At 44.8% G+C, this 16,960-nt stretch carries 14 protein-coding genes; 11 read left to right on the top strand and 3 right to left on the bottom strand.

Annotation, left to right across the window (positions count from 1 at the left end):
• The first annotated feature begins 538 nt into the window (after window positions 1-538).
• From NP165_RS15040 to NP165_RS15030, 3 genes are all read left to right on the top strand, one after another.
• A complete protein-coding gene (locus NP165_RS15040; protein WP_257086575.1) occupies window positions 539-1,747 on the top strand; it encodes a NupC/NupG family nucleoside CNT transporter in 1,209 nt (402 codons plus the stop codon).
• Window positions 1,748-1,961: 214 nt separating this feature from the next.
• Window positions 1,962-2,837, top strand: coding sequence for a mechanosensitive ion channel family protein (locus tag NP165_RS15035; RefSeq protein ID WP_257086574.1), 876 nt, complete (start codon window positions 1,962-1,964; stop codon window positions 2,835-2,837).
• A 254-nt stretch (window positions 2,838-3,091) separates the two neighbouring features.
• On the top strand, window positions 3,092-5,842 hold the full coding sequence (locus tag NP165_RS15030) for a M16 family metallopeptidase (protein ID WP_257086573.1): 2,751 nt from the start codon (window positions 3,092-3,094) through the stop codon (window positions 5,840-5,842).
• Window positions 5,843-5,907: 65 nt separating this feature from the next.
• On the opposite strand, the gene NP165_RS15025 is transcribed toward NP165_RS15030, so the two are convergent.
• Window positions 5,908-6,528: an esterase/lipase family protein gene (locus tag NP165_RS15025; RefSeq protein WP_257086572.1), complete on the bottom strand. Its 621-nt coding sequence runs from the start codon at window positions 6,526-6,528 to the stop codon at window positions 5,908-5,910.
• Between the two features lie 644 nt (window positions 6,529-7,172).
• On the opposite strand from NP165_RS15025, the gene NP165_RS15020 reads away from it, so the two are divergent.
• Entirely contained in the window at window positions 7,173-7,802 is a 630-nt protein-coding gene (locus NP165_RS15020; RefSeq protein WP_257086571.1) for a CAP domain-containing protein, read from the top strand.
• 136 nt (window positions 7,803-7,938) lie between these two features.
• Complete coding sequence (locus NP165_RS15015; RefSeq protein ID WP_257086570.1) at window positions 7,939-8,250, top strand: cupin domain-containing protein; 312 nt, start codon at window positions 7,939-7,941, stop codon at window positions 8,248-8,250.
• A gap of 7 nt (window positions 8,251-8,257) precedes the next feature.
• Here NP165_RS15015 and NP165_RS15010 read toward each other — a convergent pair whose 3' ends face one another.
• Entirely contained in the window at window positions 8,258-9,040 is a 783-nt protein-coding gene (locus NP165_RS15010) for a DeoR/GlpR family DNA-binding transcription regulator (RefSeq protein WP_257086569.1), read from the bottom strand.
• The gene (locus NP165_RS15005) at window positions 9,040-9,774 is read right to left on the bottom strand and encodes a glycerophosphoryl diester phosphodiesterase (RefSeq protein WP_257086568.1); all 735 of its coding nucleotides are present in this window, start codon (window positions 9,772-9,774) and stop codon (window positions 9,040-9,042) included. Before NP165_RS15005 ends, NP165_RS15010 begins: the two co-directional genes overlap by 1 nt.
• Before the next feature lie 226 nt (window positions 9,775-10,000).
• Here NP165_RS15005 and ugpB point away from each other — a divergent pair, with 226 nt between their 5' ends.
• The 6 genes from ugpB to NP165_RS14975 all read left to right on the top strand — a co-directional run bounded on the left by ugpB (window position 10,001) and on the right by NP165_RS14975 (window position 16,929).
• Entirely contained in the window at window positions 10,001-11,308 is a 1,308-nt protein-coding gene (ugpB, locus tag NP165_RS15000; protein ID WP_257086567.1) for a sn-glycerol-3-phosphate ABC transporter substrate-binding protein UgpB, read from the top strand.
• Window positions 11,309-11,399: 91 nt separating this feature from the next.
• Complete coding sequence (gene ugpA / locus NP165_RS14995) at window positions 11,400-12,281, top strand: sn-glycerol-3-phosphate ABC transporter permease UgpA (protein ID WP_257086566.1); 882 nt, start codon at window positions 11,400-11,402, stop codon at window positions 12,279-12,281.
• Window positions 12,281-13,129, top strand: a complete 849-nt coding sequence (ugpE, locus tag NP165_RS14990) for a sn-glycerol-3-phosphate ABC transporter permease UgpE (protein ID WP_257086565.1) — start codon at window positions 12,281-12,283, stop codon at window positions 13,127-13,129. Before ugpA ends, ugpE begins: the two co-directional genes overlap by 1 nt.
• A gap of 1 nt (window position 13,130) precedes the next feature.
• Complete coding sequence (locus NP165_RS14985; protein WP_257086564.1) at window positions 13,131-14,231, top strand: sn-glycerol-3-phosphate import ATP-binding protein UgpC; 1,101 nt, start codon at window positions 13,131-13,133, stop codon at window positions 14,229-14,231.
• Window positions 14,224-15,030 (top strand): HAD-IIB family hydrolase, encoded by an 807-nt coding sequence (locus tag NP165_RS14980; RefSeq protein WP_257086563.1) that lies wholly within the window; start codon window positions 14,224-14,226, stop codon window positions 15,028-15,030. Before NP165_RS14985 ends, NP165_RS14980 begins: the two co-directional genes overlap by 8 nt.
• A gap of 351 nt (window positions 15,031-15,381) precedes the next feature.
• Complete coding sequence (locus tag NP165_RS14975) at window positions 15,382-16,929, top strand: long-chain-fatty-acid--CoA ligase (RefSeq protein WP_257086562.1); 1,548 nt, start codon at window positions 15,382-15,384, stop codon at window positions 16,927-16,929.
• Window positions 16,930-16,960 lie beyond the last annotated feature (31 nt).

Here is a 16,960-nt window from a genome sequence, read left to right as displayed (position 1 = left end):
CTAATTATGGCATTTATCTGCCCAATTCATCACTGCGAATGGGGCAAACTGCCCAAGTGGAAAGAGGCGAGTTAGAAATGAATAGCCCCACCAAGTAAGTGGGGCTTTTGGTTTTAATATTTTTAGTTTTAATAGTAGTAACTAACTGACGTTGTTAGGGGAAAGTGGGTTTGAGTGCGTTTTTATTCACTCGGCTAAATGTTAGAAGCCAAAATAGCATTTTCCCAATTCATACCCAAATGATAATGATTATATGTTGAGTTCTTTGAGGGCTATTCACAGTAAGTTAGACTAATTGCATATTTGTTGCTTAATTTTGTGACAAGTAGCAAATTGTGTGTGAGAAACGCACAAAGTGATTATTGTGTGAACAGTTGAACGTTTGCTTAAAAATATGTGATGAATATCTATTTTTCCTCGTTATACTTTCCGCCCGGTTAAGAGCATTGCTCTACCAATACAAGCCGTCACAGGGAATGGTGAATGACCCCACGGACCGGACCAGCTGCCAACTCAATGCTTGTAGAGGTTATCTTAAATGAATGTTTTATTTGGCTTAATCGGTGTAGTCGCGCTGCTATTGTGTGCGGTATTACTATCAGAAAGTCGTAAGTCGATTAACTGGAAAACAGTGTCTCGTGCATTGTTTCTTCAAGTTGGCTTTGCCGCTTTGGTGCTTTATTTCCCTTGGGGACAAGCCGCGCTAACCAGCCTCAGCAGTGGTGTTTCTAGTCTATTAGGCTTTGCCGATGAAGGTATCGGTTTTCTATTTGGTGACTTAGCCAATACTGGTTTTATCTTCGCAGTTCGTGTCCTTCCTATCATCATTTTCTTCAGCGCTCTGATCTCCGCCCTTTATTACTTAGGCATTATGCAAAAAGTCATCGAATTTATCGGTGGTGGCATTCAAAAATTCCTCGGTACGAGTAAAGCAGAATCGCTTGTCGCTACTGGTAATATCTTCCTCTCTCAGGGTGAGTCCCCTCTACTTGTTCGTCCTTTCCTTTCTCGTATGACTCGCTCGGAACTGTTCGCTGTTATGGCTGGTGGTATGGCATCTGTTGCCGGCAGTGTATTGGGCGGATATGCAGGTTTGGGCGTTGAGCTAAAATACCTTATCGCAGCTAGCTTTATGGCGGCACCAGGTAGTTTGATGATGGCTAAGATCATCGTACCTGAGCGTGAAACGCCAATCGACCAATCAGACATTGAGATGGATACAGCGCAAGAGAGCAATGTGATTGACGCGTTGGCAAGCGGCGCGATGAACGGCATGAAAGTTGCCGTTGCGGTCGGAACAATGCTTATTGCCTTCGTAAGTGTGATTGCGATGGTGAACACCGGCCTTGAAAGCCTAGGTGAAGAGATTGGCTATACAGGAATCACTCTACAAGCGGTCTTTGGTTATGTCTTCTCTCCTTTGGCGTGGATGATCGGTGTTCCTGCTCATGAAGTGTTAGCGGCGGGTTCGTACATCGGTCAAAAGATCGTAATGAACGAGTTTGTTGCTTTTATTGATTTCGTAGAAAACAAAGCCTTGTTGTCTGAGCATAGCCAAGTGATCATTACCTTTGCGCTATGCGGTTTTGCCAATATCGGCTCAATTGCGATTCAACTTGGTTCAATCGGTGTGATTGCACCTGATCGTCGTTCAGAAGTGGCAAACCTAGGTATCAAAGCGGTATTGGCTGGTACATTAGCTAACCTGATGAGTGCTTGTTTAGCGGGCATCTTCATTCTGATGTAATCTAGTTTAGACATTGTTAACTATTGCTTAGCCCGGCTGCATTCGTAGTCGGGCTTTTTTATAGATTAAACCATGTGCTGTTAGCTATCTGTACGGCATTATTGAGCTTTTGAACTAGATCTTTGTGTGCAGGTATGGGAAGTTAGCGCCACATTTGGCCAGTAGCAATTTGGCCACTTCCTTTAAAAATACATTATATAAACAGGAGCACCGAGTGGAGAAAGTACAAGTCATTATCGATTTTCTTCTGACTCAAAAAATGGTTTTTACCGCGTTGATTATTGCGCTGGTTTATCTTCTTCGCCGCTTGATTTTGTCAAAAATTCGCGGCGATGTAGCGTTCGTGTCAGAGGAGCGACGCAATTGGATGTCGCGAACCAAAAATGGCTCATTTGCGCTGATAGTCCTTTTGCTCTTTATTCTCTGGAAATCAGAGATAAATGAATTCGCTTTATCAGTGACAGCAATTGCTGTTGCTATTGTGGTTGCCTCGAAAGAGATCATTCTCTGCTTTACAGGTTCAATTCAACGAGCAAGCTCGCGTTCTTTTCGCGTGGGAGATTGGATCGAAGTCGGGAAGATATGCGGTGAAGTTATCGAGCACAATATGATGGCGACGGTGATTCAAGAAATTGATCTTTACCACGGCCAATATAATTACACAGGTAAAACCGCCACTCTACCGAATAGCATGTTTTTTACTTATCCGGTCAAGAATCTTAACTTTATGAAGCGTTATGTTTTCCATAACTTTTCTATTATTGTGCCTGATTTTGTCAATTTATACCCACTTGTCCCTAAGATGCTAGAAAAGATTGACGAGCACATTCATTATTTCCATGAAGTGGCTAAACGCTACAACATGGTGATTGAAAAACATGCCGGCGTGGATCTCCCAAGTTCTGAACCCCATATCCATATTAGCAGTGGCCCTACTGGAGAGCAGATTGTGCACTTTATGCTGTTTTGCCCAACAGACAAAGCCACACACTTAGAACAAGAGATTCGAGCGGATTTCATGGCGTTGTATGAAGAACGTTTCCCGAAAGAGAAAACTCAAGACGAAAACCACTCACAAACAAACGCATAGTATCGGAAACGAGTACCATCCTAATAACACCCACCCAAGCCATTCAGCTTATTGGTTGATTCGGTACGGTGGGTTTTTTATACACATTGACAACGTCAGTGTTACCCCCGCGAACATTAATATCACTTCTATTTACATGTCGCCTCTTGTTTTGCTATACGCACTAAAAATACGTGCTTATTTACCCTTTTTTATAAACAAAAACATAGGGTTGAGTTATATTTCTACGATGATTTATAAAAAGAAGTGTACTAATGAGAATAATATTATTGATTGTCTCTCTCTTTCTCGTCGGATGTTCTCAACCTGCATCGGAGACGCCGATCCAGCCAGATTTAGACTGGACTCAAGGAGAGTTGGAAAATGGTGTGAAATACCACATCTATCCAAATGATAAAGAGCCAGTTTCTTTACGCTTGTATGTTCATGTTGGCTCTGTAAATGAAACGGAGAACCAAAAAGGGTATGCGCACTTCCTAGAGCATATGGCTTTTAATGGCAGCACACATTTTACCTCTAACGACGTAGTCAAAATGTTTGAAGAGTCTGGATTGTCATTCGGTGCAGACATCAACGCATACACTAGCTATTACGAAACAGTATACAAGCTGGATCTACCCGATAAGAGCCAACTTGAGAATGGTGTAAAGTGGATGCGAGATATTGGCGATGGCTTGACGATTTCAGATGAAGAAGTCGAAAAAGAAAAAGGCGTAATACAAGGCGAAATTCGTCGTAATCGCCCGGACAATAAGGCGTTTAACGAAAAGTTCTATGATCACTTGATCAAGGGGACTGCGCTAGAAAATGCCGATCCAGTTGGTACAGTAGAATCTGTAAACGATGCGACGGCGCAATCCATTCGGGCATTTTACGAATATTGGTATCAACCACACTTTTCTGAAGTCATCATTACCGGGGATGTAGACGTCGAGCAGGCGAAAAAACTGGTACAAACGCATTTTGCAAGTTGGAAAAAATCCGATTCTGGGGCGGTAAATAAAGTAGACAAAATCGCCTTCGATCTCGTCGATTATGTGGATACTATCGGCCAATATGAATCGCCGGGCATTAGTTTGATGTCTGTACGCAATCCAGTTAAGCACGAGACTCGTGAACAGATCATCGATTCATGGTTGGATGAATTGGCGTTAGACATCATTAATCATCGACTCACGTCTGAGTTTAGCGATACCTCATTACCTGTAGAGGATTTGTTTGCCGGACGCTCGTCCATCAATGAACATCGTGTTGCGATTTACTCGGTTTCTTTTCCTCCTGAGCACCGAGACAGCGCAGAGACGTTATTTTTACAGACCTTAGCGTCATTACGCGACCACGGCGTTCAAGCAAATGACATTGGCGTGTCACTTTCAGACTATGAGCAAAGGTTGCGTGATCTGGATCATGACTGGGCACAGCAAGATGCGACCAACTTGTCAGAAGGGCGAACTTGGAATCTTTCCATCGGCCAGCAGAGCCAGTCCAAGCAAGATTATCGCGAAAGTTTAGAAGGCTTTATTGCGAGTGTTGACCTGCAACGCGTCAACGAACGTCTTCGCTCTCTTCTCCGTGATGAAATGGTTGTCCTTATCGGCGCAGGTGAAGAAGAATCACTCACGTTGATGGAAAAGCGTCTAAGCGATGTGAGAACAACGCTTGCCGCCAAAGGGAAAAAGCCAACCCGAACCGATGGTGACATAACAGGGCTTGATGAGCCAAAGCAGAAAGGTGACATTGCGTCTCAGCAGGATAATGAGCAAGGTTTTCATGTCTGGACTCTTTCAAATGGTATTGAAGTTTGGTTTGAACGTGACGACACCTTGGATGAACAGGTTGATGTTGTGTATGTCAGCCAAGGTGGAAGAGCGGCATTATCACCTGAGCTCTTTGCCGCAGAGGAATTGGCCATTCCAACGGTAACACGGAGTGGAATTGGCGGGTTCAATGGTCCTGAATTCGATAAATTTTTAAGAAGCCAGAACATTGATATTGCGCCATTTATAGGATTCACACAGCATGGTATTGAGCTTGGCACCGATAAGGAGAACCTAGCCCAAGCCTTTAAAGTGATTTACAACATCGCGACGAATATCAGAGTCGATGAAAGACAGCTCGATAAGGTTCGCCTTGAACGGTACGAAGAGCTGGAACGCATTTTGGCAACGCCAATGGGTCAATGGCATCGAGCCATTAATCGAAACAACTACCTATCGAATAGTCGCCATTACTCGTTGACGTCACCTGATTATGCGACCGTCACAAGCGAACAAATTCATCAAGTTCACAATGAGTTATTTGGCAAGAACAGAGGCAACAAGTTAGTCGTCATTGCCGATATGGAAGCCAGTGATTTGACCGCGTTACTGCGTCAGTACATCGCGTCTATTCCATTGGAAAAAGCCACCGCGCCGAACTACCAAGTAGCCTATAACGTCAATCCTAAACACAACATTGACTTGCCTGAGCATAATGAGCAGAACAGCTTGTATTTAGTACGAGTAACCAATTCGAATGCTTCGCAGCCGTCAGTAAGGACGGTGTTCATGGATGACATGTTACAAAGGATACTGTTTAAGCGTTTGAATGAATACGTGCGGGAGGAGCTCAGCCTAGACTACGCACCAGACGCTTATGGCGTAAATGTAGACCAAGAACCGAGTACAGATTGGTTTATTGAAACGCAAGCCGCACCGAAAGACCTAGACCAGATCAAACAGGCGATTGATGTCGTGTTGTTGGATTTAAAGAAAGGCGTTAGCCAAAAAGAGTTGGAGACATCAGCCAAGCAGTTGGTTGTTGCGTTACAACCAATGCAAGACGATTCAGTAGATCGAGCGTGGCTATATGGTCGTTACTTGGCTCATGGTTACGGTGTCGATGCGTTAAAAGATGTAGATGGCATGGTCAACTCTATTACTCTCGAAGATTTGAATCAAAGAATTCAGGAGTCGTTCGGAGAGGCGTCCGTGACAAGCAAATACAGTTTAACGCCTAAGAAATAGTCGATGCACTAACGCATACAGCCGCCATTATGACTAGGCGGCTGTTTTATTTTCAGCTCAATGCATTAATCGTGTAGAAACGCATCATGTTGTATGAAGTGGTGGATCTGCTTCGGGACAAAAGAACTGTAAATCAGGCTAGTGTGGCTACTTGGGGTCAAAATATGATCCGTCATACCTTCAATGGTTGTTTCTTCAACCGTGACTGTGCCATCAGAGGGCTTACGTCTATCCATAAGGAAAAGAGCACGCGCGCCAATAGGTAACGTTCCCGCAATACTGCCGAGTTTTTGAGGGTAGTCCCAGCGGCTATTATGTTCCCGCAAACCAAAATGAAGAGAATTCCCCAATATTTTGCCTATGCCCAAGTCTTGAATCCGAGTCACAATAGACGCTCCTCGCATGGGTGATCCTAGCGTGACCACGTGAGATACACATTCATCCGTACATTGGCGTGACGCCAGGTACTGCTTAATAATCAATCCACCTAAACTATGGCCAACCAGCACGTTTGTACTTTCTTGGCTCAACGCATGATCAATCTTATTGAAAAGGCGCTTCGGATTGATCGCGACACTGTTGTAAGTAATGACTTGCGTGTTGTATCCAAGGTTATTTAGCTTTTGGCTCAGTGGCTGCATGACCATGCCATGCATATATAACCCATGTAAGATAATGATTTTCATACAAAGCTCCGAGGCATGAACATCAATAAGATAATCCCTTTGCTCAAACATGACCTAGTGTAAGTGCTTGTGATGTTTAAGAATGTGACTGAGTCATCAGAAGGGATTTGAATAGTGAGTGACAGGGGCTGGGTGCTCTTCAAGGGCATGTGTGACCATTGAATTACACCGCTATTTTACTTTTCTCTGACAAAACTCACTCAGTGAACGCATTTAGCTAAAATTTGGTGTTCAGGAAACTATGATTTTTACTACTTGATATATAACCGTTTTATGATTGCTGTCTGAGAGGGATAAGTGATTTTTCTGAAAAAGGAATCAAGACTTGTGGAGATTCGAAGCCGCTTGTGTAGCAATGATTAGGAATTGTATCAAAATTGAGAATTAAAATAGTATTTTATAATCAGTTGCTTATTTTGTTTTTTAGTCATTTATTCTTATTTCTGTTTGTTAAATAGCTGTCAAAATGGTCAAAAAATAATCGTTGCATATTGAGGCGTTATAGGTGGAGTCAGTATAGTGCTCGCCATCTTATTGATGTGAAAAATCATTAAGGGGCTTTGCTAATCTTATTCATTCCCAACTATCAACGGAATATTGTGATTAGCAAAGCGCAAGTGTCTATTTCTTTAGCTAGGTATATTATGAAATTTATTCCATTAATCGCGCTTTCAGCAGTAATTTTGACAGGTTGTGGTGGTTCAGGCGGTGACTCTAATTCTTCAGATGCAGTGAGCTCTAACGGTAGCAACACGAGTACAGGCACCGAAGGCACAGCTCCATCCACTGGCGGTAACAGTGAAACAACCGGTGGCAATAGTGGAACGGCCGATCCAGTCTCTCCGCCTGCATCGAATGATTTTGCGGATCTTATGCTTTATGCCGTCAATCAAGCTCGCTCACAAGAGCAAAACTGTGGCGGTACAATGATGCCAGCTGTGCCAGCGTTGACGTGGGATTATAGCCTAGAATCTGCGGCTTATCGTCATTCTAGTGATATGGCAAACGCTGACTTTATGGATCACACTGGTTCTGATGGCAGTTCTCCGGGTGATCGTATCGAAGATACAGGCTACGTTGCCCGCGCTTGGGCAGAAAACGTTGCAGTCGGTCAGAAAGATATTGACGCGGTTATGGCAGCGTGGATGGCAAGTTCAGGTCACTGTAAAAACATTATGAGTAGCAGTGTGACTGAGATGGGCGCATCAGCGGTAGAAAATTCAGGTACGAAATACGGCATCTACTGGACACAGGTGTTTGGTCGTCCGCAGTAAGATCCCATTCGCACCAAGTAGATGTAAGGCCCCGAGGTTATTCGGGGCCTTTTTGTTGTATAAAGAAAACTAACGATCACTTTACGTTTGCAACTAGTCTATAAGAATCCCCTAAAACAGAACATAAGGGTGACTCATGGCAAACTTGTTTCAAAACATTCCTAACGCGCTCCCAGAGGAAATATTCGAAGATCTACTTTGTTCAAATGGGATAAAGATAGAACGAATACTTTCATATGGACACACGTCTCCGAATGACGGTTGGTACGATCAAGAAGATAACGAATGGGTACTGCTGTTAAAAGGGTATGGCGTTATTGAGTTTGATGATGGGCGTGTGGTGCGTTTGGCAACGGGTGACTACTTGAATATCAAGGCACATGTGAAACACAAGGTTGTCGAAACTTGCCCGGATGAAGTGACGATATGGTTGGCCGTTTTTTACTAAGTACATTCTAAACCGTATGGGCTTCATTCGAAGCGATATGCCAACGTCCTTGGAAGACACGATCAAATAAGCTTAGTGGCGCAACTTTTGTGTTCGCTTTACGTTGCCATTTCGTGTTGTTTGCGACCAGCCACGTTTGTTGAGAATTCGAGATGATCGCCTGGCTAACTTTCGCTTCAGGTAACTTATGTTCCATCACGTATTCTTGGGACGAAATGTTGAGTTTGCTGTTTAGTGATAAGTCGGGGCTGGAGAGCTCTGAGACAGCGGCACATCCAATGATACCAATATCCGCTGAAAACTGAGCAAAGAAGTCTGCAACGCCATTGTCTACCACATCGCGGTCATTGGTACGAATACGGCCTCCCGGTATCCAAGTCTCAATATGGCTAAATTGCGACAGGATATGCGCGGCTTCAAGGTTGTTCGTGACCACTCGTAACTCCCTATGGTTTTCTAATCGTTCTGCGATGCAGGCAATTGTGGTTCCAATGCCCAAGAACAAAGTAATCCCATTAGGAATGGCGCTGACGACTTGCTCGGCAATACGCTGTTTGTCTGGCAAATTTGTCATCGACCGAGAGGCATAACTTCGATTGTTTAAGGTGATGGGTAATCCCACGCCACCATGATGCCGTCGTGCGAGCCCTAAATTACACAGCTCATTAATATCTCTGCGGATGGTTTGTGTGGTGACATCAAAGCGTTGAGCCAATCCATCAATGGAGCAGTACTCTTGCTGATGGATAAGCTCAACGATGGTCTGTTGACGGTGACTAAGCTCGTGCATTAAGCACGCTCCGACACGGTAGCATTGGTATAGCGTTGAGGCATGTCAGTGATCATCATATCGACACCCCATTGCCAGTGCGCGTTGACCTGCTCTGGAACATTTGCGGTATAGCAAAACAGCTTGTACCCGATAGATTTGATGTGCTTCGCTTGTTCTTGAGTGAGAAATCGATAATCACAATGGACGCTGTATGCACCGACTTCTTGGAGCACGACTTCTAGGTTGGTGGGTATTTCTTGCCACAATTGACCACGTCTTACATTTGGCAAATATTGCGCAATGCTTGTTAGTGCTTCTGAACTGAAACTTGAAAAGAGCAGTTGGTTTGGGTCGATTTCAGATTCGGTAACGATCTGTGCAACGCGCTCACACAGTAGTTCAATGTCATCTTCGGGGTAGGTCTTAAGCTCAATATTCAAGCTAACCCCCGCATCTTTGACCAAACTTAGGGTCTCTGCTAATGAGGGGATATGTTCTCCTGCGAACTCCTCGTCGAACCAACTGCCGGCATCCAATAATCTAAGCTCATGCCAACTTAAATCAGCCACTCTACCTGTGCCATTGGTACAGCGATCAACCGTTTGATCGTGGATGACAACTGGAACAAAGTCACGTGTTAGCTGCACATCAATCTCAATCCATTGACAGCCATAATCGATAGCCATGTTGAAGGCGGATAATGTGTTTTCTGGCGCTAGGCTAGATAAGCCACGGTGTGCGGTTAAATTCATTCGTTTGTCCCATTTATTGATTAACGGTAACGACGGACTATTACGGTTTCATATGACACTCTAATGACAAAAAAATGAACTTAGTCGCGCTCAAATAAGTTCATTTAAATGTCATTTAAGCGTCATTTTTCATGTCTAGTGTTCATATGAAACTAATGCAGCGAATTGTTTTATCAAATGAACATTCGCCAACAGCCGATAACAAAATCCATAAAAAGGAATCATTATGTCGATTAAATACCTCACTGGGCTTGCAGTTACCGCTGCTCTGATGAGCGCTCAGGCACAAGCAAAAACGGAAGTCGAGTGGTGGCACGCAATGGGTGGTGCACTTGGAAAGAAGGTCAATGAAATTGCTGCAGACTTTAACGCAAGCCAGTCAGACTACGAAATCAAACCGGTGTACAAAGGCAGTTACGCAGAAACAATGACCAGTGCCATTGCTGCGTTTCGTGCTAAAGAACAGCCTGCGATCGTGCAAGTGTTTGAGGTAGGTACGGCAACCATGATGGGCGCGGAAAAAGCCATTTACCCGGTATACCAACTGATGTCGGACACAAAAGAACCGTTTAATCCGGATAACTACCTAGCTGCGGTCACGGGTTACTACACGACAAATGATGGCCAAATGCTTTCAATGCCTTTTAACAGTTCAACACCAGTGCTTTATTACAACAAAGACATGTTTGCAAAAGCGGGTGTTAAAGACGCGCCTAAAACGTGGAAAGAGATGGAGGATGTCTCACGTAAGCTACTGGCATCTGGCGCGAAGTGCGGCTTTAGCACCACATGGCAGTCGTGGACTCAAATTGAGAACTTTGGCGCGCGTAACAACCTGCCTGTCGCGACAAACAACAACGGCTTTGCTGGCTTAGATACCCAATTCAAGTTTAATGAATCTGCGTTTGTGAAACATATCGAGCAAATGGGTGAATGGTCGAAAGAGGGCATCTTTAAGTATGGTGGACGTCAGTCAGACGGCATGCCGCTGTTCTATACCCAAGAGTGCGCAATGACGATGGGATCGTCTGCGAGCTTGGCGGGCATTAAAGAGAACATGAAAGACGTGGATATCGGTGTTGCTCAACTGCCTTATGACTCCGATGTGATCTCTAAACCGCAAAACACCATTATTGGTGGTGCTTCGCTATGGGTACTTCGTGGCCACTCTAACGACAAGTACAAAGGCGTAGCGAAATTCTTCAGCTACCTATCTAGCCCAGAAGTACAGGCCGATTGGCACCAGTTCACAGGCTATCTACCGATTACAAAACAGGCGTATGAGTTGACCAAAAAGCAAGGTTTCTACCAGCAAAACCCAGGTACAGACACTGCGGTTCTGCAGATGACGTCAGTAGCGCCAACTGAAAACTCAAAAGGGATTCGTTTTGGTAACTTCTTGCAAACGCGCGACATCATTAACGAAGAGCTAGAAGCAGTATGGGCAGGTAAAGCAAGTGCGAAAACTGCACTGAACAATGCCGTGCGTCGTGGTGATGAGCAATTACGCCGTTTTGAACGCACACAAAAATAATCACTAATAGGAGAGCGTCAGCTTTTCTTTTGGTGTCCCAGCCATGCGTTGATGCTTGGCTGGGATTCTTTGATTTTCTTTGGTATTTACTATGTCATCGCCAGTTGTATTTAAAAACAAGTGGCTGCCTGTAGCGTTAATCGCACCTCAATTGATCATTACTTTGGTGTTTTTTATTTGGCCAGCAGGACAAGCTATTTTTCAGTCTTCACAACTTGAAGACGCTTTCGGTATGAGCCGAGAATTCGTTGGGATGGAGAACTTTGAAACGCTCCTTAACGATCCCTATTATTTAGATTCGTTGTTTACCACGTTGCGGTTCAGTGTCAGCGTTGCCGTGCTGGCTCTCGTTAGCGCTTTAGTGCTGTCTGCGTTTGCGGAACAGATTGTGCGTGGTGCGACCATGTATCGAACTTTTTTAATCTGGCCGTATGCGGTCGCCCCAGTGGTGGCGGGATCGCTTTGGTTATTTTTATTTGATCCGACGATTGGTATTGCCACTCAAGGTTTAGCTTGGTTCGGAGTCGATTGGAACCCAACTCTTAACGGTGACCATGCAATGTGGATGGTGATCATCACCTCAACCTGGAAACAGATCAGCTATAACTTCTTATTCTTTTTAGCGGCATTGCAATCTGTTCCTCGCTCTCTGCATGAGGCGGCCGCCATTGATGGTAGCGGGCCAGTGAAACGCTTTATAACGATCAGCTTTCCTCTTATCTCGCCAACCAGTTTTTTCCTGCTGGTGGTGAACTTCGTTTACGCATTTTTTGACACTTTCGCCATTATCCATGCGATGACCCAAGGCGGGCCGAGCAACAGTACATCCACGCTTGTTTATAAGGTGTATAACGACGGCTTCATCGGGTTAGATCTTGGTTCATCGGCCGCTCAGTCTGTCATTCTGATGATCTTGGTCGCGACATTAACCGTGTTCCAATTTAAATATGTTGAGAAGAAGGTGGCTTACTAATGGTAGAGCGTCGACCTATATTTAATTTGTTTTGTCACGTTATCCTTGTACTCGGGATAGCGTCCATCGCTTTACCCGTATGGATAGCGATAGTCGCGACCACACATGAGAACAGTGCATTTTCCACTGGAACGCCGCTTTGGTTTGGTGATCTTGGTTTCTCGGTGTTTGCAGAACTCTTGGGTAATGCCAGTACTGTAAACAACACCGAGCTACCGATTACGGGCATGCTGTTTAACTCACTCGTGATGGCCTTGTGTATCACCCTAGGGAAATTGACGATCTCAATTATGTCTGCTTACGCGGTGGTGTTCTTTCGTTTTCCGGGGAGAATGATCGCGTTTTGGATGATCTTCTTTACTTTGATGTTGCCTGTTGAAGTTCGCATTATGCCGACATTTGAGGTGATCACGAACCTGAATATGCTGAACTCGTTTTACGGGTTAACCATTCCACTCATTGCCAGTGCAACCGCGACTTTTCTATTTAGGCAGTTCTTTTTGACTGTTCCTCACGAGCTGGTCGAAGCGGCACGAATAGATGGCGCTGGGCCAATGAAATTTTTCATTGATATTTTACTGCCGCTGTCACGAACAAATATCGCCGCGCTGTTTGTTATCACTTTTATCTACGGCTGGAACCAATACCTTTGGCCACTGCTTATCACAACCGACATTGAATACTACACCATCGTTATGGGCATTAAGCAGATGCTTGGCGTGGTGGATGGTGTCGTTGAATGGAACAAAATCATGGCGACCACGATCATTGCCATGCTTCCGCCAGTTGTCGTGGTACTCGCGATGCAAAAAGCGTTTGTGAAAGGTCTAGTCGATTCGGAGAAATAATATGTCAACACTTACACTTTCAAACATCGCCAAATGTTACCCGAACGGCTATCAGGCGATTCAAAAACTCAACTTAGATATCAATGATGGCGAGCTGGTGGTCTTAGTTGGCCCAAGTGGATGCGGTAAATCTACGTTACTCAGAATGATCGCCGGCCTTGAAGAGATCAGCTCTGGCGAACTGAAGATAGATTCAACAACAGTGAATGATCTCGAACCTGGTGAGCGTGACATTGCGATGGTGTTTCAGAACTACGCGCTTTATCCTCACATGACCGTGTACAACAACATGGCTTATGGGCTGCGCAACCGAAAAACACCCAAGAAAGAGATAGAACGCTTGGTTAACGAAGCGGCAAAAATGCTTGAACTGGATCATTTGTTGGATCGAAAACCTAAGCAGCTCTCAGGCGGACAACGTCAACGTGTCGCTATGGGCCGCGCTATCGTACGCCAGCCCAAAGTGTTTTTGTTTGATGAGCCACTCTCGAATCTTGATGCCAAACTCCGTGTGCAAATGCGATTAGAGATCAAAAAATTGCAGCGCAGATTAGGGACAACGTCCGTTTATGTCACCCACGACCAAGTTGAAGCCATGACGCTTGCAGATAAGTTGGTGGTGTTAAACCAAGGTAATGTAGAGCAGGTGGGTACACCACTCGATTTATATGATTTTCCGGCATCCATGTTTGTCGCGACCTTCATCGGCTCACCTTCGATGAACATCCTTGAAGGTGAGGTAACGGCAAGGGGGCTAAAACTCGGTGATGCGTTGTACCCTCTACCTACGGATTCCTTAAATTTAGGGGAAATTCAGATTGGCTTACGTCCAGAACACCTCACTATTGTTCAAGATAATCCTTGGTTCGAGGTTAATGTAGAGCTAATTGAAGCGTTGGGCGCAGACTTGTTGCTTTACTGTGCAATGCAAGGGGACGACGCACAAAAGCTGGTGGTGCGAGTGGATGGGCACAGCAAAATTGACATTGGTGATCGTCTGGGCGTTGGTATTAAACCGCAGCACATCCACTTGTTCGATAGCCAAACACAGAAACGAGTGGAATGGAGCACTGCCGATCTCCAAGAGGTGTGTAATGCCTAAACCATTAAGCGAGCTACCATTGGCATGCGCAAGTCGTATCGAGTGGTTGTTGACGGATGTGGATGATACGCTCACATGGCAAGGGAAATTGCCGCCAGATACCCTAACAGCGCTACAACATTTGGAAGATGTGGGTGTGAAAGTGGTGGCGGTGACAGGTGCTTGCGCAGGTTGGTGCGATCAAATCGCAAGGCTTTGGCCGCTTCATGGTGTGATTGGTGAAAACGGTGCCTTTTGGATGCGTAAAGATGACAACGCATTTCATATAAACTACCTAAGAAATCGCGTCGAAATGCAAAAGGACCAAAAGGCCTTATACCAAGCGATATCTGAAATCTTATCGGATTATCCAGAGATACAGTTTGCACAAGACCAAGCATTTCGTTTTAGCGACGTCGCGGTTGATCTTGGGCAGGATGTTACCGCGGTTTCCACTCAACTAAAAAGCGAGATTGCGCATCGCGTACGAAATATAAAAGTGAATGGGTCTTATGTTAACGCAACCCTAAGCTCTATTCATTTGAATGCATGGGTAGGAGATTACAGTAAGCGCGCGACAGGAGAAGCGTACGTTCGCAGCCATAATCAAGGGGAGCTGCCTGAGTTGTCTAAGCTTGCTTATGTCGGTGATTCACTCAACGATGAAGGGATGTTTGCTTGGTTGTCGACGACAATTGGCGTGGCGAACATAACGCCTGTGTTGAACCAACTCGATGCTCAACCTGCGTATTTAACGGAGCGAAGAGGTGGGTTTGGTTTTGCACAACTGGCGAAAGTTATCGTGAAAGCAAAATCATAGCTTGTTTGTAAACACGATAGAAATTGTCGAAACAAGTGGGGTAGCCAGTAGGTTACCCTTTTTTTGTTTCTAATTTGAGCAAATAACGATACTTCGCCTGAAAGCTTGGCCTCACGAATACTCATTAAGAATCATTCAAGCTCGTATCATTTGAGGTTAATAGGTGACTTGATGAATATTAAATGGTTGATTGTTTTTAGGTTTTTTACTCTCATCACGGTTAGATCACAATTGATTAACAACTAACTATCGTTTTATTGACATCGTTGACCAATTCATGAGTAATTAGATTCAAACGTTTGTTTTAATATTTAACTCCAACTACGTGAAGAATTTAAAGGTAACGCCAATATGATGAATCTTGCTGCTGCTCTGCAACGAAATGCTTCTAGTAAACCAAACCAGATTGCTTTGGTTTGTGGTGATGTAGAACTAACTTATGCTCAGTTTGATGAGATTGCTGGAAAAATCGCGAACTCCATGATAGGCAAAGGCGTACAGCCTGGCGACCGAGTTGCAATCAGTTGCCCTAACTTGCCATTTTTCCCATTGGTTTACTTTGCGATTCAGAAAGCAGGTGCAGTTGCCGTGCCGCTCAATGTGCTATTGAAATCTCGCGAGATTAAGTACCACTTAGAAGATTCAAAAGCGAAATTCTATTTCTGTTTCGAAGGCTCGGCTGAGCTGCCTATGGCTAAGGAAGGGCAAACAGCATTCAACTCGGTTGCCTGTTGTGAGCAGATGATTGTTATGACGCAAGACCAAACGCAGCAGTCATACAACGGATTACCAACGCTGAGTGCACTTATTCAAGATGTGGAACCACTTGCTGATTATGTGATGCGAGAAGCGGATGACACTTGCGTTATTTTGTATACGTCGGGCACGACGGGCTTGCCAAAGGGCGCAGAGCTGACGCAGAACAACATCGTAATGAATGCGATGGTGGGACAAAGCATTATGGGATGTCAGGGAAGCGAAGTTCACTTGGTTACTCTGCCGCTATTCCACACATTCGGTCAAACAGTACACTTGAATGCAGCCGTTCTGAGTGGCTCTAAATTGGTGTTGGTACCACGCTTTGAGCCTAACCATGTGCTTGAGCTCATCGAAAAGCACAAGGTCAACATTTTTGCTGGTGTACCAACGATGTATATTGGTCTGATTCATGCCAAGCAAGAGGCTGACGTGTCATCCCTTCGTATCGCAATCAGTGGTGGCGCATCATTACCGAAAGAAGTGATCAGTGTATTTGAATCTCGCTTTGACGTTCCAATTTTGGAAGGTTATGGATTATCCGAAACTAGCCCTATTGCGTGTTTTAACCATCTTGACGGTGATCGCATTCCAGGTTCAGTAGGCCAGCCTGTTCAAGGCGTAGAGGTCAAAGTTGTCGATGTAGGGGGTAATCCGCTACCTGCTGGGGAAGAAGGCGAGATCATTGTTCGTGGTCACAATGTCATGAAAGGCTACTTGGACAGACCGGAAGCAACAGAAGCTGCGTTGAGAAACGGTTGGTTCTACACGGGTGATATTGGCCGTTTTGATGAGTCGGGCAACATGTTTATCGTAGATCGAGTCAAAGACATGATCATCCGTGGTGGCTTTAACGTGTATCCGCGTGAAATTGAAGAAGTGTTTATGACGCACCCTGCGGTCGCCATGGTAGCTGTACTTGGGATTCCAAACGAAGAGTATGGCGAAGAGATCAAAGCCTATGTTGTGCTGAAAGAAGGACAATATATTGAAGCGGACGAGTTAAAAACTTGGGGTAGAGAGCAATTTGCATCTTATAAATACCCGCGCTTTGTGGAAATCCGTGAGCAACTGCCAATGAGTGCGACAGGCAAAATCTTAAAGCGTGAGTTGAAGGCGGAAGTCGAACAAGTCACCGCTTAAAGTGGAAGGTGAATGAGGCTGAGAAGCGATA

It is taken from the genome of Vibrio japonicus, from assembly GCF_024582835.1.
In the GTDB taxonomy this organism is placed as follows: domain Bacteria; phylum Pseudomonadota; class Gammaproteobacteria; order Enterobacterales; family Vibrionaceae; genus Vibrio; species Vibrio japonicus.
Note: the sequence above shows the minus strand (reverse complement) of the source record. Positions and strands in the feature narration are given on the sequence as shown.

Excerpts from the sequence above, each read along its gene's own strand:
- NP165_RS15040 (WP_257086575.1), top strand. The coding sequence starts at position 539 with ATGAATGTTTTATTTGGCTTAATCGGTGTAGTCGCGCTGCTATTGTGT.
- NP165_RS15030 (WP_257086573.1), top strand. The coding sequence starts at position 3,092 with ATGAGAATAATATTATTGATTGTCTCTCTCTTTCTCGTCGGATGTTCT.
- NP165_RS15025 (WP_257086572.1), bottom strand. The coding sequence starts at position 6,528 with ATGAAAATCATTATCTTACATGGGTTATATATGCATGGCATGGTCATG.
- NP165_RS15020 (WP_257086571.1), top strand. The coding sequence starts at position 7,173 with ATGAAATTTATTCCATTAATCGCGCTTTCAGCAGTAATTTTGACAGGT.
- NP165_RS15015 (WP_257086570.1), top strand. The coding sequence starts at position 7,939 with ATGGCAAACTTGTTTCAAAACATTCCTAACGCGCTCCCAGAGGAAATA.
- NP165_RS15010 (WP_257086569.1), bottom strand. The coding sequence starts at position 9,040 with ATGCACGAGCTTAGTCACCGTCAACAGACCATCGTTGAGCTTATCCAT.
- NP165_RS15005 (WP_257086568.1), bottom strand. The coding sequence starts at position 9,774 with ATGAATTTAACCGCACACCGTGGCTTATCTAGCCTAGCGCCAGAAAAC.
- ugpB (WP_257086567.1), top strand. The coding sequence starts at position 10,001 with ATGTCGATTAAATACCTCACTGGGCTTGCAGTTACCGCTGCTCTGATG.
- ugpA (WP_257086566.1), top strand. The coding sequence starts at position 11,400 with ATGTCATCGCCAGTTGTATTTAAAAACAAGTGGCTGCCTGTAGCGTTA.
- ugpE (WP_257086565.1), top strand. The coding sequence starts at position 12,281 with ATGGTAGAGCGTCGACCTATATTTAATTTGTTTTGTCACGTTATCCTT.
- NP165_RS14985 (WP_257086564.1), top strand. The coding sequence starts at position 13,131 with ATGTCAACACTTACACTTTCAAACATCGCCAAATGTTACCCGAACGGC.
- NP165_RS14980 (WP_257086563.1), top strand. The coding sequence starts at position 14,224 with ATGCCTAAACCATTAAGCGAGCTACCATTGGCATGCGCAAGTCGTATC.
- NP165_RS14975 (WP_257086562.1), top strand. The coding sequence starts at position 15,382 with ATGATGAATCTTGCTGCTGCTCTGCAACGAAATGCTTCTAGTAAACCA.